Source organism: Kitasatospora sp. NPDC059817 (genome assembly GCF_042731835.1).
In the GTDB taxonomy this organism is placed as follows: domain Bacteria; phylum Actinomycetota; class Actinomycetes; order Streptomycetales; family Streptomycetaceae; genus Kitasatospora.
The window spans coordinates 35,648-50,727 of the sequence record NZ_JBHWIR010000034.1 but is presented as its reverse complement, the minus strand read 5'-3'; the positions used below and the strand labels follow the sequence as shown (position 1 = coordinate 50,727).

At 74.7% G+C, this 15,080-nt stretch carries 13 protein-coding genes; 6 read left to right on the top strand and 7 right to left on the bottom strand.

Going from position 1 to position 15,080, the window contains the following annotated elements; all coding sequences use genetic code 11:
- Positions 1–123: 123 nt before the first annotated feature.
- Positions 124–888 (top strand): (2Fe-2S)-binding protein, encoded by a 765-nt coding sequence (locus tag ACFV61_RS10490; RefSeq protein ID WP_380491082.1) that lies wholly within the window; start codon positions 124–126, stop codon positions 886–888.
- 50 nt (positions 889–938) lie between these two features.
- On the opposite strand, the gene ACFV61_RS10485 is transcribed toward ACFV61_RS10490, so the two are convergent.
- The gene (locus ACFV61_RS10485) at positions 939–1,691 is read right to left on the bottom strand and encodes a FadR/GntR family transcriptional regulator (protein ID WP_380491080.1); all 753 of its coding nucleotides are present in this window, start codon (positions 1,689–1,691) and stop codon (positions 939–941) included.
- A gap of 179 nt (positions 1,692–1,870) precedes the next feature.
- Here ACFV61_RS10485 and ACFV61_RS10480 point away from each other — a divergent pair, with 179 nt between their 5' ends.
- The gene (locus tag ACFV61_RS10480; protein WP_380491078.1) at positions 1,871–3,403 is read left to right on the top strand and encodes an APC family permease; all 1,533 of its coding nucleotides are present in this window, start codon (positions 1,871–1,873) and stop codon (positions 3,401–3,403) included.
- A 331-nt stretch (positions 3,404–3,734) separates the two neighbouring features.
- On the opposite strand, the gene ACFV61_RS10475 is transcribed toward ACFV61_RS10480, so the two are convergent.
- The 5 genes from ACFV61_RS10475 to ACFV61_RS10455 form a co-directional block, all read right to left on the bottom strand.
- Positions 3,735–4,787 (bottom strand): hypothetical protein, encoded by a 1,053-nt coding sequence (locus ACFV61_RS10475; RefSeq protein ID WP_380491076.1) that lies wholly within the window; start codon positions 4,785–4,787, stop codon positions 3,735–3,737.
- A 174-nt stretch (positions 4,788–4,961) separates the two neighbouring features.
- Positions 4,962–6,542 carry an alpha-amylase family glycosyl hydrolase gene (locus ACFV61_RS10470; protein WP_380491074.1) on the bottom strand — a complete coding sequence of 527 codons (1,581 nt, stop codon included), beginning with the start codon at positions 6,540–6,542 and terminating at the stop codon, positions 4,962–4,964.
- 204 nt (positions 6,543–6,746) lie between these two features.
- Positions 6,747–7,373: a bifunctional 4-hydroxy-2-oxoglutarate aldolase/2-dehydro-3-deoxy-phosphogluconate aldolase gene (locus tag ACFV61_RS10465; protein ID WP_063350231.1), complete on the bottom strand. Its 627-nt coding sequence runs from the start codon at positions 7,371–7,373 to the stop codon at positions 6,747–6,749.
- A gap of 26 nt (positions 7,374–7,399) precedes the next feature.
- Positions 7,400–9,019 (bottom strand): amidohydrolase family protein, encoded by a 1,620-nt coding sequence (locus ACFV61_RS10460; protein ID WP_380491072.1) that lies wholly within the window; start codon positions 9,017–9,019, stop codon positions 7,400–7,402.
- A complete protein-coding gene (locus tag ACFV61_RS10455) occupies positions 9,019–10,320 on the bottom strand; it encodes an alanine racemase (protein ID WP_244293517.1) in 1,302 nt (433 codons plus the stop codon). Before ACFV61_RS10455 ends, ACFV61_RS10460 begins: the two co-directional genes overlap by 1 nt.
- A 126-nt stretch (positions 10,321–10,446) precedes the next feature.
- Between ACFV61_RS10455 and ACFV61_RS10450 the strand changes: the two genes are divergently transcribed.
- The 3 genes from ACFV61_RS10450 to ACFV61_RS10440 are packed head-to-tail and all read left to right on the top strand — an operon-like array spanning position 10,447 to position 12,789.
- Entirely contained in the window at positions 10,447–11,550 is a 1,104-nt protein-coding gene (locus tag ACFV61_RS10450) for a sugar kinase (RefSeq protein ID WP_380370401.1), read from the top strand.
- A 37-nt stretch (positions 11,551–11,587) separates the two neighbouring features.
- Positions 11,588–12,337: an IclR family transcriptional regulator gene (locus tag ACFV61_RS10445; RefSeq protein WP_380487284.1), complete on the top strand. Its 750-nt coding sequence runs from the start codon at positions 11,588–11,590 to the stop codon at positions 12,335–12,337.
- Between the two features lie 26 nt (positions 12,338–12,363).
- On the top strand, positions 12,364–12,789 hold the full coding sequence (locus ACFV61_RS10440) for a RidA family protein (RefSeq protein WP_371521326.1): 426 nt from the start codon (positions 12,364–12,366) through the stop codon (positions 12,787–12,789).
- Between the two features lie 77 nt (positions 12,790–12,866).
- Here ACFV61_RS10440 and ACFV61_RS10435 read toward each other — a convergent pair whose 3' ends face one another.
- On the bottom strand, positions 12,867–14,081 hold the full coding sequence (locus ACFV61_RS10435) for an MFS transporter (RefSeq protein ID WP_380370403.1): 1,215 nt from the start codon (positions 14,079–14,081) through the stop codon (positions 12,867–12,869).
- A gap of 179 nt (positions 14,082–14,260) precedes the next feature.
- Between ACFV61_RS10435 and ACFV61_RS10430 the strand changes: the two genes are divergently transcribed.
- Entirely contained in the window at positions 14,261–14,980 is a 720-nt protein-coding gene (locus ACFV61_RS10430; protein ID WP_380491069.1) for a DUF2470 domain-containing protein, read from the top strand.
- The last annotated feature ends 100 nt before the right edge of the window (positions 14,981–15,080 follow it).

Genomic DNA, 15,080 nt, shown 5'->3' with positions numbered 1-15,080 from the left:
CCCGGGGCGCGCGGCCCCCCCCGCCCCCCCCCCCACCGCCCCGGCAACGCGCTCACCCCCCGACGGGCGCGGTACCGTTCCTCCGCGCGCCCGAACGCACCGAACGCCCTGGAGGCCCGCCCGATGCCCGTCGACCGCCCCGCCGACGGCACCGGGAACGCCGGCCGCCCCGACTACGGCCGGCTCGCCGCCGTCGGACCGTACTTCGCGCTCGACACCCCCGCCGAGCCCGGCGCGGGGCCGCCCCCAGACTTCCGGCCGCTGCCCGAGCTGTACGGCACCGGGCCGGACGCGCCGCTGGCCCGGCGGATCCGGGTGGTGGCGCAGCGGCTCGGCACCGCCGAGCCCCGGGTCGCCGCGTCGATCCTGCACCTCGGACTGGCCGCCCGCTTCTGGTCGGTGGGCCTCGGGGCGGCCGTCCTGCTGGGCACGGTCCCGACGCTGGAGCACGCCTGGGTACGGATCCCGGATCAGGGGCCGCTCGACCTCTGGACGCCGCCGGAGCCCCCGCTCTCCCCTCCGTTCCCCGCTCCGCTCCCGCTCGCCGACCAGCTGTACGAGGCCGTCCTGGTAGGCCAGTTGGAGCCGCTGGCGGCGGCGGTGCGGTCCGCCGTCCCGCTCTCCGCCCGGCTGCTGACGGGCAACGCCGCCTCCGCCCTGGCCGGTACGCTGCGGGTCCTGGACTCCCACGCGCCGGTCCCCGCACGGGCGTTGGTCGCGGAGCTGCTCGCACGCCCGCCACTGGCCGGCACCGGGACGCTGCGGACCGGCCCGCGCGGCGCAGCCTTCCGACGGACGAGCTGCTGCCTGTACTACCGGGTGGGGCCGGGCGCCGGGGTCTGCGGCGACTGTTGCTTCACCCGGCCGCCCGCGCCAAGACGGGGCTGATACATCCAGGAGTGCAGGTCATATCCGAGCCTCCGGCCACCCGCCAGCCATCAGCCGTCGCCCGCCAGCTGGAGGTGCCCCCGCACCAGGTGGTGCACGCAGGCGACGGTGTGCACCTCGGCGGCGGCCCGGGCCCCGGCCGCGTCGCCGGCCAGGACGGCGACCAGGATCTCCCGGTGCTGCTCGGCGAACCGTTCCTGGTCGGGGCCGTGCGGTGCGGGCAGCCAGAGCAGCGGGCCGAGTTCGGCCTGGAGCCGTACGGCGAGCCGGGTGAGGCGCACGGACTGGGCGGCGACGGCGAGTTCGATGTGGAAGCGGGCGTCGGCGCGGCGCTGCTCGGCGGGCCCGGCGGCGTCGCGCAGGTCGTGCACCAGCCGGGTGAGCCGGGGTGCGAGATCGGCGGGGGCGCGTTCGGCGGCGAGCCGGGCGGCGGTCCCGGAAACGGCCAGTTCCTCGTCGCCGAGGTCGCGCAGGTCGACGGTGGCGAGGTCGCGCAGCCGGGCGAGTTGGAGGCGTTCGGAGCCCTCGCCGGGGGTGCGGACGAAGCTGCCGCCGTTGCGGCCGCGCCGGGTCTCGATCAGGTCGGCCTCGCGGAGCAGGGCGAGCGCCTCGCGGACGGTGCCGTTGGCGACGCCGAGCCGGTCGGCGAGGTCGTTCTCGCTGGGCAGTTGGTCCCCGTCGACGACCAGGCCGAGGGCGATCGCCTCGGTGATCCGGCGGGCCACGGCATCGGCGCGGCCGAGGTCGGTCAATGGCGCGAGGACGGCGCTGAGCAGCGGGGTCGTGCTCCCGATCGTCGCCACGCCGGCCCCCTCCTCGATCACCGTCGGACTGGGTGCTCCCGGCAGGGTACCTCCCGGTCGGGCACGCACCCTTGCCGCTAGAAACCCGATCTCGTATGTTTTCCCGCGATCCCGGTCCGAGCACCACCCCCGGTAAGCCCTCACGCGTCACGCCACGTTCCCAGGAGCAGGAGCAGGTCATGACCGATGCCAGCGCACGTGCCACCTCCCCGACCGGCCCCCTCCCCCCTCAGGGCCCCGACATCGATGCCGATGCCGATGCCGCTCGGCTGGCCGCCCTCGGCTACACCTCCGAGTTCAAACGCGACATGAGCCTCTGGGCGAACTTCTCCCTCGGCTTCACCTACCTCTCCCCGGTCGTCGGCGTGTACACACTCTTCGCCTCCTCCCTCGCGACCGCCGGCCCGCCGATGGTGTGGAGCTTCCTGATCGCCGGGGTCGGCCAGTTGCTGGTGGCGCTGGTGTTCAGCGAGGTGGTCGCCCAGTTCCCGGTGGCGGGCGGGGTGTACCCGTGGGCGCGCCGGCTCTGGGGCCGCACCTGGGGCTGGCTGACCGGCTGGGTGTACCTGCTGGCGCTGATGTCCACCATCGCGGCGGTCTCCTACGGCGCCGGCCCGTACGTGGCCGCGCTGCTGGGCGTCGAACCGAGCACCGCGACGACCGTCTGGTGCGCGCTCGGCCTGCTGCTGCTCGCCACCGTGATCAACCTGGGCGGCACCAAGGTGCTGTCGGCGGCGGCCGTGTTCGGCTTCGCCGCCGAGCTGCTGGGCGCCCTGGCGGTCGGCGCCTGGCTGCTGCTGACCCACCGCTACCACGGCCTCGGCGTGGTCTTCGACCGCTTCGGCGCGGGCGACGGCGGCTCATACACCGACGCCTTCCTGGCCGCCGGACTGATCGCGGTCTTCCTCTTCTTCGGCTTCGAGGCGTGCGGCGACGTCGCCGAGGAGGTGCCGAACCCCGGTCGACAGATCCCCAAGTCGATGCGGCGCACCATCTACGTCGGCGGCGCGGCGGCGATCGGCGTCAGCCTGGCGCTGGTGATGTCCATCCAGGACATCGGCGCGGTGGTCTCCGGCGACGACAAGGACCCGGTGGCCTCGGTGCTGCACGACGCGTTCGGCGCCACCGGCGCCCGGGTGGTGATCGGCGTGGTGCTGATCTCCTTCCTGTCCTGCGTGCTGAGCCTCCAGGCGGCGGCGAGCCGGCTGGCGTACTCCTTCGCCCGGGACCGGATGATCGTGGGCAGCCGGCTGCTCGCCACCGTCTCGGACCGCCTGCGGGTGCCGCCGTACGCGCTGCTGCTCGCGGCGGCAGTGCCGGGCGTGATCATCGTCGGCGCCTCGGCCCTCTCCGAGGGTGCCCTGACGAAGATCATCTCCTTCTCCAGCATCGGCATCTACCTGGCCTTCCAGATGGTGGCGCTGGCCGCCCTGCGCGCCCGGCTGCGCGGCTGGCGCCCGAGCGGGGACTTCCGGCTCGGCCGCTGGGGCCTGGCGGTGAACATCGGCGCGCTGGTGTACGGGCTCGCCGCGATCGTCAACATCTGCTGGGGCCGCACCCCGGACGCCGCGTGGTACGACGACTACCTCGTGCTGCTCTCGGCCGTGGCGGTGCTCGCGGCCGGCGGGCTCTACCTGCTGCTGGCCCGCCCGCACCTGCGCAGTGACGCCCCGTCCGGCGACGCGACGACCCCTGCCGGGGACGCCCGATGACCCTCACCCCTGGAGGAATCCCCGTCGCCGCCTTCGGCCGCGTCCCGGACGACGGGCACCCCGAAGGCGCGCCATGAGCCCGGAGTCATGAACCCGGAGTCACGGAACCGGAGTTACGAAACCGGAGCCATGAGTCCGGAGCCGCGAAACCGGCCCGGGGGGGCCGGGGGGCCGGCCCGGGGGGGGGGGGGGGGGGGCCCCCCGCCACCCCCCCCCCCCCCCCGCGGCGCCCCCCGCCCCCCCGGCGCCCCCCGCCGCGCCCCCCGGCCCGTCGGTCCCCACCCGGTGCCGATGCCCTCAGCGCCGGATGGAGTACTCACGTGCGGTGCGGTCAGACCGCGACCGCCTCCGCCATCTCCTCCTCGGCCTCCACCGGGCTCTCCACCGCCCGGCGCCCGCGCTCCTCGTGGAGCGCGGCGGCCACCAGTGCGGCCCCGCCCAGCAGCAGCCAGACCACCAGGGTCACGACGTGCCCGCCGAGGCCCGCGCCGCCGTCGAAGTACAGGATGCTGCGCGCGCCCTCCAGGAAGCCGGCGCCGGTCCAGAAGCCGTGCAGCGCGCCGAAGAAGCCGTTCTGCAGCTCGGGCCGGAAGATGCCGCCGGAGCTGGTGAAGTTCAGCATCACGAACAGCACCATCAGGGCCAGGGTGGTCCACTTCTTCAGGAAGCTGTGCAGGCCGATGCCGATCAGGACGACGCCCGCCGAGTAGAGCCAGCCGAGCGCCCACACCGCGGCCAGGTCGTGGTCGACCACATGGAAGACCGGTCCGGCGGTGACGATCCCGATCACGCTCACCACCAGCGACACCGCCACGCCGACCAGCGCCCGGATCCGGATGCTCAGCCCGGCGCCGGCCGCGCCGATCACGGCGACGCTGGCGTAGGAGCCGATGCTCAGCGCGACCAGCAGGAAGAACAGGCCCTGGCCGGTCGGGTCGCCCTCGGCCGGGGTGGTGAGGTCGGTGACGTGCAGCGGCACGCCCTGCCGGTCGGTGACGTTGCTGAACACCGCCGTGGCGGCCACCGCCGAGGTGTCCGAGTTCCCCTTGGCGACGAGCAGTTCGGGGCTCCTGGCGTCCGGGAGGAAGGCCCCCACCAGGTCGCGGTCGCGCAGCTGCTGCTCGGCGGTCGCCCGGTCGGGCAGGGTGCGGACGTCGACCGCCGCCCCGGCCTTGGTCTGGATCGCCTGTGCCAGGCCCTGCGCCTGCGGGGTGGTGCCGACCACGGCGACCTTCAGGTGGTGCGGCTCGGGCTGGTGGAAGGCGCCCTGGTAGGCGAGCGCCATGCCGAGGCACATCAGCAGCGGGGTGATCAGGTGGACGGCGAGGTGCTTGAGCGAGTGCCCCAGGGCGGGCGCTGCGGCGGGGGTCTGGGGTGTGCTCATGGCGTTCGTACCGTCCTCCGGTGGCGTCGAGTGGAGATGAGTGGCAAATGCAACCATCAAGGGTGTCACGTGCACCCACATCGGGTGGTAAATGCAACCATCTATGGATGTAGCTTACAACTATCTGACGCCGATCGAAAGCCGCCCGCCCCAGCGGGGGCCACGGCCGAACGCTCAGGACAGCTCGAACACGCCGTACGAGAAGCCGTCCGCCCGCAGCTCCCCGTCCGCCACCCGCACGCCCCGCACCTCCAGCGGGCGCGCCCCGCCGTGCTCCAGCCGCACCACCCCCGGCTCCCGGCGCGGGTTCACCGCCACCAGGTACCGTCCGGCCCGGGTGTACACCAGCGGGTACCCGGCGCGGCGGACCTCCACCCCGCCGGAGGCGCCCAGCCCCGGATGCGCCCGGCGCAGCGCGATCAGCCGCCGGACGGTGTGCAGCAGCGAGGTCGGATCGACCCGCTGCGAGAGCACGTCCGGGCGCCCCGGGTCCGGGTCGACGGGCAGGTAGAGGCGCTCGGGCGGCGCGCTGGAGAAGCCCGCCGCCGGCCCGGGCTCCCACTGCATCGGGGTCCGCGAGCCGGCCCGGTTGTACCGCGGGCCGAGCACGCTGCCCTCGACGTCGGGCAGTCCGGGCAGGTAGCGCATGCCGATCTCGTCGCCGTAGTAGACGGCCGGCAGGGTGGGCCAGGTGAACAGGAACGCGAAGGCGGCGGCGAGTTGCCCGTCGGTGCGCGGGCCGGTGGCCAGCCGGGAGAAGTCGTGGTTGGCGGTGGGCAGGGCGATGTGGCCGACGCCCTCGGTCGCTTCGGCGGCGGCGCGCCAGGCCTCCAGGAACACCTGCGGGGTGCCTCGCCCCTCGGCCTCGAAGTAGCACGGGCCCTGCTGCCAGAACTCCTCGACCGTGCCGGCGCCGTTGTTCCACAGCGAGCGCAGCGGCAGGCCGCGGTCGGCACCGCCAAACTGCAGGAAGAAGTCCGCGTGGAAGCCCGCCGCGACGGCGGCCGCCGGATCGCCCCACTCGGCGAACAGCGCGGCCTGCGGGTGGGCGCGGTCCAGCCAGTCCCGCAGCCCGGTCCACAGCTTGGCGGTCTCCACCAGGCCCGGGTCGTCCTTGACCAGCGAGGAGGCCATGTCGACCCGGAAGCCGGCCAGGCCGAGGCCGAGCCAGTGCGCCATGATGTCGCGCAGGGCCGCCCGGTTGGCGCGCGGGCCCTCGGCGTCCACCGGCTGGCGCCAGGGCTCACCGGAACTGGGGCGCGCGTAGCCGAAGTTGAGCGCGGGCTGGCAGTCGAAGAAGTTCGGCCGGTACCAGCCGGGGCGGCTGCCGGGCGAGGCGACGAAGCCGTCCACCCGCTGGTCGGACCAGATGTACCGGTGGTCGGCCGGGTCCTCGGCGGCGGCCAGGAACCAGGGGTGGCGGTCGGAGGTGTGGCCGGCGACCAGGTCGAGCAGGATCCGGATGCCCTTGCGGCGGGCGGCCTCGACCAGCACGACCAGGTCCTCGGTACCGCCGTAGCGCGGGGCCGGGGCGAGGTAGTCGGCGACGTCGTAGCCGGCGTCGCGGAACGGGGAGGCGAAGCAGGGGTTGAGCCAGACGGTGTCGACGCCGAGCCAGGCGAGGTGGTCGAGGTGCGCGGCGATGCCGGCGAAGTCGCCGATGCCGTCGCCGTCGGAGTCCGCGAAGCTCTGCGGGTAGATCTGGTACAGGACGGCGTCGGCCAGCCAGTCGGGGCCGGGGCGGGGCGAGGTCATGGGGGTGGGTCCTCCTGCCGGATCCGGGGGCCGGGGCCAGGGCTGGGGCCGGGGCCAGGGCTGGGGCCGGGGCTGGGGAGCACGATTCTCGCCCATCCCCGGCCGTCCCGACAGCCCACCGACCAGCCGTCCCTACTACCCGCCGACGGCCGTCCCGACAGTCCGCCGACCGCCGCCCCGGCACCCCGCCACCCCGCCGGCCCCTCAGGCCCGGGCCACCGCGCACGCCGCGGTGAACGCCCGGGCCCGCCGGGTGATCTCCGCCCAGTCCCCCGCCGCGACCGCGTCCGGCGGCACCACGTCCGTGCCCGCGCAGACCGCGAGCGCGCCGTGCGCCAGGAAGTCGGCGGCGTTGCCCGCGTTCACCCCGCCGGAGGCCACCAGCGGGACGTCCGGGTACGGGCCGCGCAGGTCCTTGAAGTAGCCGGGGCCGAACGCCCGGGCCGGGAAGATCTTCACGGCGGCGGCCCCGAGGTCCACCGCCCGGGCCACCTCGGTCGGGGTGAGCGCCCCGAGCACCACCGGCACCCCGGCGGCCCGGGCGGCCTGCGCCACCTCGGGCCGGCAGCCGGGGGTGACCAGGAAGGACGCCCCGCTCGCGACCCCGCGCTCGGCCTGCTCGGCGGTCAGCACGGTGCCCACGCCGACCCGCCAGCCCGCGTCCGCGGCACGCCGCAGGTGCGTCGTCACCTCCGGTGTGGTGTAGGTGAATTCGGTCCAGTTGATGCCGCCGTCGGCGAGCGCGGCGCACAGCGCGGCCGCGTCCGGGATGCGGGGCGCGCGGACCACGGCGATCACCGGGTCGTCCCGCAGGTCGGCGAGGGGGTTCACGGAGGGAGGATTCACGGAGGGGGGATTCACAGGGATCTGGTTCCTCGGTCGGTGCGGCGCAGGGCGCGCCCGGGCCGGGCGCCCGTGGTGCGGCCCTGCCGGACGACGGCGGTGCCGTTGACGTACACGTGCTGGACGCCCTCGGCGGGCAGCCGGGGGTGCTCGAAGGTGGCGGCGTCCCGGACCTTCTCGGGGTCGAGGAGCACCAGGTCGGCGTGGTGGCCGGGGGCGATCCGGCCGCGCCGGTGCAGCCCGAGCCGGGCGGCGGGCCGGCCGGTCATCCGGGCGATGGCCTCCTCCAGCGTCAGCACGCCCAACTCCCGGCTGTAGTGGCCGAGGTAGCGGGGGAAGGTGCCCCAGGCGCGCGGGTGCGGCCGGGCGCCGACCAGCAGCCCGTCGCTGCCGACGGTGTGCGCCGGGTGGCGCATGATCGCCCGGACGTTCTCCTCGTGCCCGACGTGCTGGAGGATCGTGGTGGCCAGTTCGTCGCGGCGCAGCAGGTCGAGGAAGACCTCCGTCCCGCTGCGGCCCTGCTCGGCGGCGAGTTCGGCGACGGTCCGGCCGACCGTCCGTGCCAGCTCGGCCGTCCGGACGCCGGAGATCTGGATCGTCGCCCAGTCGGTGACGACGCCGTGGCAGCCGTCGCTGCCCTTCTCCTCCACCTCGTACCGGATCCGCTCGCGGGCGGCCGGGTCGGCGAGCCGGGTGAGGGTCGCTTCCGGGCCGCCCTCGGTGGCCCAACTGGGCAGCAGGGCGGCCAGGGTGGTGGAGCCGGGCAGGTAGGGGTAGCTGTCCAGGGTGAGGTCGACGCCGTCGGCGAGTGCCTGGTCGACCAGTTCCAGCAGTTCGCCGGCCCGGCCCCGGTTGACGCCGAAGTTCATCGTGGCGTGGGTCAGGTGCAGCGCGCAGCCGGTCCGCCGGGCGATCTCCACCATTTCCGCGTAGCCCTCCAACGCGCCCTCTCCGTACGAGCGTTGGTGCGGGGCGTGGAAGCCGCCGTAGGCCGCGACCACGGTGCACAGCTCGACCAGTTCGGCGGTGTCCGCGTACATCCCGGGGGTGTAGCTGAGGCCGCTGGACATGCCGACCGCGCCGTCCAGCAGGCCCTGCGCCAACTCCTGGCGCATCCGGTCGAGTTCGGCCGGGGTGGGCGGCCGGTTGGCCCAGCCCATGGCGAGCATCCGCAGCGAGCCGTGCGGGACGAGGTAGCAGGCGTTGACGGCGACGCCGGTGCGGTCGATCCGGTCCAGGTAGCCGGCGACGCCGCGCCAGTCCCAGTCGAAGGCCTCCGGATCGCCGTTCCAGCCGGCCAGTTGGCGGCGCAGCGCGGGCAGGGTGGTGTCGTCCACCGGGGCGTAGGACAGGCCGTCCTGGCCGAGGACCTCGCAGGTGACGCCCTGGGTGACCTTGGCCGGGTGCTCGGGTTCGAGCAGCAGGGCGAGGTCGGAGTGGGCGTGCATGTCGATGAAGCCGGGGGCGAGGACCAGCCCGTCGGCGTCCACCACCGTCGGCGCGTCGAGGCCGGGGCCGATCCCGGTGATCAGCCCGTCGGTGATCCGCACGTCCGCCCGGTAGCGGTCCGCGCCGGTGCCGTCGACGACGGTGGCGCCCCGGAAGACGGTGTCGGGCGCTCTGCCGCCCGCCATCAGAAGAACGTCCTGACCAGCCCGGTGACCTTCGGCTCGGCCGCGTCGGCGGAGTCGAGCACCGGGATCGCGGTCCACTTGTCGAAGGCCGTGCACGGGTGGGAGACGCCGAGTCGCAGCACCGCGCCGATCGGGGCGAGGTCGCCCGCGTCGCGCAGGAAGGCGTGCTGGTCGTTGAGTGCGGTGATCCGGGCCGCAGTGCCGGTCAACTCGGCTCCGCCGCGCACGTGTTGCGGCTCGGGCAGGCCCTCGTCGAAGGGCAGGTCGCGCTTGCCGGCGTCCAGCAGGGCCAGTTGCGGCTCGGGCCGGGACACCACCCGGGCCCAGCCGTGCAGCGCGCTGCGGAACGGCGTGGCGCCGGCGCCCCGGACCAGCGGCGAGATGCCCCGGTAGAAGCCGTCGTCGTGGGCGATGTACGCGCCCGAGCGCAGGACCACGAGGGCTTCCGGCAGGCCTGCGAGTTCCTCGACGACCAGGTCGAAGTAGGCGCTGCCGCCGGCCGTCACGATCGGCCGGGCGTCGTCCGGGTAGGCGCGGGCGAGCCGGCCGTGCAGGTCGGCGAGCGCCTTGAGGTAGCCGCGGACGGTGGCCAGCCCGTCGGCGGTGGCGTCGTGGGCGAGCGCGCCCTCGTAGCCGCCGACGCCCGCGAGGCGCAGGGTGGGGGCGCGCAGCACGGCGGCGGCGATCTCGACGGCCGCGTCGACGCCGCGGGCGCCGGTGCGCCCGCCGGGGCCGCCGAGTTCGACCAGGACCTCGACGGGCCGCTGGGCCCCGGCGGCGCGCAGCGCCTCGTCCATCAGCCGGACGCTCTCGGTGGAGTCCACCCAGGAGACGAAGGCGAACGCCGGGTCGGCGGCCAGTTCGGCGGCGAGCCAGGCCAGTCCGGCCGGGTCGAGCAGGGTGTTGGCGAGCAGGATCCGCTCGACTCCGAAGGCCCGGGCGACGCGCACCTGCGGCAGGTTGGCGAGGGTGATGCCGTGGCTGCCGGCGGCGAGCTGCGCCTGCCAGAGGGCGGGCGCCATGGTGGTCTTGCCGTGCGGCACGAGCGCGACCCCGGCCTTGGCGCACCAGTCGGCCATGGTGCGCAGGTTGTGGTCGAGCGCGGCGCCGTCCAGGGTGAGCAGCGGGGTGCCGAGCCCGGTGAGGGTGGGTCCGGTGGCCAGCCAGTCGCGGACGGAGTGCCCCCAGGCCTCCGGCGGGGCGGCCTTGAACCGCCAGTCGAGCGTCTCGTCGGCGAGGGCCGCCACCGCGCCGTCGTCGATGCCCGGCCCGGTGCCGATGCTTGCGAAGGTCTGCTCCACCGTCTTCCTCCATCTGCCGTGTTGCAACATGTGCAATGAGGGTTGCACATGTTGGCATGACGGTTCTAGCATCGGCGCCGGATCACGGTCAACGGAACGGCCGCCGCAGACGGAGGAGCCCAGCAGATGCCGCGACAGGACACCCCGGGCCCGGCCCGCCCCGGTCCTTCCCCGACGGCCGTGTGCGTGGGCGAGTCCATGGCGGTGCTGCTGCCGGACCGGCCGGGCCCGCTGGAGGCCGTGGAGAACTTCCGGCTGTCGGTCGGCGGCGCGGAGTCCAACGTGGCCGGCGCACTGGCCGCGCTCGGCGTGCCGACCGCCTGGATCAGCCGGGTCGGCGACGACGGCTTCGGCCGCCGGCTGCTCGCCGAGGTCGCCGCCCGCGGCGTGGACGTCTCGGCGGTCGCCGTCGACCCGCACCGCCCCACCGGCCTGTACCTCAAGGAGGTCGGCGGCGCCACCGGCCACCACCACGACCTCGGCCCCGGCCGCAGCCGGCTGCACTACCACCGGCGCGGCTCCGCGGCCGCCGCGCTCTCCCCCGCCCTGCTGGCCGACCCGGCGGCCGTCCGGCTGCTGTCCGGCGCCCGCCTGCTGCACCTGTCCGGCATCACCGCCGCGCTCTCCGACGACTGCCTGGCGCTGCTGCGCGCCCTGCTCGCCGACCGCCGCCCGGAGCGGACCGTCAGCTTCGACCTCAACTGGCGCCCCGCACTCTGGCACGACCGCGACCCGGCCGTCCTGCCGCCGCTGCTGGACGCCGCCGACCTGCTGCTGATCGGCGCCGACGAGGCCGAGGCCGCGTTCGGCACCGGGGAGCCGGTCGCGCTGCGCCGCCGCTTCGCCTCCCCGGCCACCGTGGTGGTCAAGGACGCCGCCCGGCTGGTCACCGCCCTGGAGCGGGACGGCACGTCGGTGAGCGAACCGGCCCTGGCCGTCGAGGTGGTCGAGGCCACCGGCGCGGGCGACGCCTTCGCCGCCGGCTACCTGGCCGGCACCGTCCGCGGCCTGGACCAGCGCCGCCGGCTGCGGCTCGGCCACCTGAGCGCCGCCTGCGCGCTGACCGCCCACGGCGACCAGGCCGAACTGCCGCCCGCCGCCGTGGTGGCCGCGCTGCTCGACGCCTCGCCCGCCGACTGGGCCGCCACCCGGGTCTCGGTGGAGGGCATCACCGGCCCGGCCGTCCCCGCGGACCGGTCCCGCGACACCCGGCGGGCCCGGGCACAATGAGCACCAACCCGAGCCCGAACGACCCCGGCGGAGCACGATGAGCCAGACCGTCACCCGCGCCCTGCGCCTGCTCGCCGAACTCGGCGAGGGCGAGCGCTCCCTCGACCAGCTGGCCGAGGTGCTCGGCGTCCACAAGACGACCGTGCTCCGACTGCTCCAGAGCCTGGAGGAGGAACGGTTCGTCTACCGGGACGCCGCCTACCGCTACCACCTGGGCGCCGGCCTGTTCGCCCTCTCCGGCCTCGCCCTGGAACAGCGCGGCGTCCGCCGGATCGCCGCCCCGCACCTGGCCGAGCTGAACGCCACCACCGGCCAGACCGTGCACCTGGCCGCGTACGAGGGCGGCGAGGTCGTCTACATCGACAAGTTCGACTCCCGGCACCCGGTCAGGATGTACTCCCGGATCGGCCTGCGCGCCGCCCTGCACAGCGCCGCCGTCTCCAAGGTGCTGCTCGCCGACCTGCCGCTGCCCGAACGCCGCCGGGTGGCCGCCGGGATCGACTTCACCCCGCACACCCCGCGCACCCTCAGCACGCCCGAGGCGCTGCTCGCCGAGCTGGAGAAGGTCGCCGTCCAGGGCTGGGCGCAGGACCACGCCGAGCACGAGTCGTTCATCAACTGCGTGGCCGCCCCGATCCGGGACGCCAGCGGCCGGGTCGTCGCCGCCGCGTCCATCTCGGTGCCGGACGTCGTCCTCCCCTACGAGCAGGTGCTGGACCTCCTCCCGCAGCTGCTCGCCACCACCCGCGCCATCTCGGCCGACTGCGGCCGCCCGGACCACAACTGATCAACCGTCAGACCGTAAGGAACCCCATGAACGAGCAGCACCCGACCAGCGGCAAGACCGAGATCCGCACCGACGGCGCCCCCGCCCCCGCCTGGATGTTCTCCCAGGGCGTCCGCAAGGGCCCGATCCTCCAGGTCTCCGGCCAGGGCCCGCAGGACCCGGCGACCGGCGAGTACCTGTACCACGGCGACGTGAAGGCGCAGACCCGGCGCACGCTGGAGAACGTCAAGGCGATCGTCGAGGCCGGCGGCGCCACCATCGAGGACGTGGTGATGTTCCGGGTCTACCTCACCAAGCGGGCGGACTTCCCGCTGATGAACGAGGTGTACGCCGAGTTCATCGACGAGAACATCAAGCCCGGCGGCGTGAAGCCCTGCCGCACCACGATCTTCGTCGAGCTGCCGCAGGAGCCGATGCTGGTCGAGATCGACGCCCAGGCCGTCGTCGCCTGAAACACCGTCGAGCAGCCCGACCACCGCAAGGGCCCGGACGCACGCCAGGCGTCCGGGCCCTCCGCGGTCCCCCTCGTTCACCGCCCCACGGGCACACCCTGCTCGGCCGGGGCGCCCGAGCGCGCCACGACCCGCCCCTCGCCCGCCGCGCCGCGCCGGTCCAGCGCCGCCGCGAACACCGTCACCCCGAGGGCGACCGCGGTGAGCAGCCCGCCCACCCAGTTCGGCGCGTCGTAGCCGAGGCCGCCGGAGATGACCAGTCCGCCGAGCCAGGCGGCGAGCGCGTTGCCCAGGTTGAACGCGGCGATGTTGGCGGCCGAGGCCAGGGTCGGCGCGCCCGCCGCCTGGTCCATGACCCGCTTCTGCAGCGGCGCGACGGTCGCGAAGCCGAACAGCCCGATCAGCGGGATGAGGACGATCGCGGCCGGCTTGCTGTGCGCGGCGAAGGTGAAGGCGAACAGCAGCACCGCGAGCACCGCGAGGATCACGGTGAGGCTGCGCATCAGCGCGCGGTCGGCGAACCAGCCGCCCAGCAGGTTGCCGACGAACAGGCCGACGCCGAACAGGAAGAGCAGCCAGGTGACGCTGCTCGGGGCGAAGCCGGCCAGTTCGGTCATCATCGGCGTGATGTAGGTGAACATCGCGAAGATGCCGCCCCAGCCGAGCACGGTCATGGCGAGCGCGAGCCAGAGCCGCAGGGTCCGGAAGACGGCCAGTTCGGGGCCGAGACGGGCGGCGCCGGTCCGCGGCTGGACGGGCACCAGCGCCGCGATTCCGGCGAGGCCGAGCAGGCCGAGCCCGGCGACGACGTAGAACGTGGAGCGCCAGCCGAAGTGCTGGCCGAGCAGGGTGCCCATCGGGACGCCCAGCACGTTGGCGGCGGTGAGGCCGGTGAACATCAGGGCGATGGCGCCGGCCCGCTTGTGCGGGGCGACCAGGTCGGCGGCGACGACCGAGCCGATGCCGAAGAACGCGCCGTGCGCGAAGGCGCTGACGATCCGCCCGACCATCAGCAGCCCGAAGGCGGGGGCGACGGCCGCGATCAGGTTGCCCACCACGAACAGGCCCATCAGCGTCAGCAGCATGCCCTTGCGGGGGGCACGGGTGCCGAGGATGGTGAGCAGCGGGCCGCCGACCACGACACCGAGCGCGTAGCCGGAGATCAGCAGACCGGCGGTGGGGATGGCGACCGAGAAGTCGCCGGCGACCTCGGGCAGCAGGCCCATGATCACGAACTCGGTGGTGCCGATGCCGAAGGCGCTGATCGCCAGCGCCAGGAGCGCGAGGGGCATGAGGGACCGCTTTCCAGAGAGAACCGTTGCGCATGCAACTACCGGCGTCGACAATACGAGACATCCGCAGATACTTGCAAGCGCTTTCTATCCCCGACGGCAGCGACCTCGGCCACGCCACTTGCCACACCCCCGAGCGGAGATTAGGTTAGGCTCACCTAACTAACTGGAGGTCCGTCATGAGCCTGCCCGCCGGCGACGCCGAGGTGCCCGAACCCACCACCGCCGAGCGGGTCCAGAGCCTGCTCAGCGCGACCTCCTCGCTCACCGTCCGCGCCTGCGGCGAGCACCACGACCTCGACACCCCGGTCTCTGTCCACGGCTCCCGGCTGCGCCTGCGCGCCCCGCTGGGCGACCCGCTCGCCACCGCCGCCGCCCGCGCCACCGACGGACTCGCCGTCGTCCTGGACGTCACCGACATCTCCCCCGTCGCCGTCCGCGACCGGATCCGCGCCCGCCTCACCCTGGCCGGCCGACTGCACCTGGCCCACCTCGCCGACGACGGCCTCAGCGTCCACCTGCGCGTGGACGTCGCCCACGCCGTCCTCTCCACCCCGTACGGCACCGGCGCACTCACCGCCGGCGACCTCGCCCACGCCGCACCCGACCCGCTGGCCCGCTACGAGGCCGCCATGCTCACCCACCTCGCCGACGACCACGCCGACGCCCTCGCCGTCCTCACCCGGCTGCTCGACCCGGACCTGCTCGCCCAGCACCCGGAGGTCCGCCCGCTCGCCCTGGACCGCCACGGCCTGGTCCTGCGCCTGGACCACCCGCACGGCCACCGCGACGTCCGCCTGGTCTTCCCCGAACCGGCCGCCGACACCGAGGACTTCGGGCAGCGGATGCACGAGCTGCTGACCGCCGCCCAGCACGGGCTGCCCGCCCACCGGCTCTGAACCGGCCCACCAACGCGCCTGACGTATCGTCAATTCGCCCCGAGGGCATCCGAAAAGGCCCGGAAACGACAGCGGCCGGCCCGGCTCGCGAGAGAAGTCT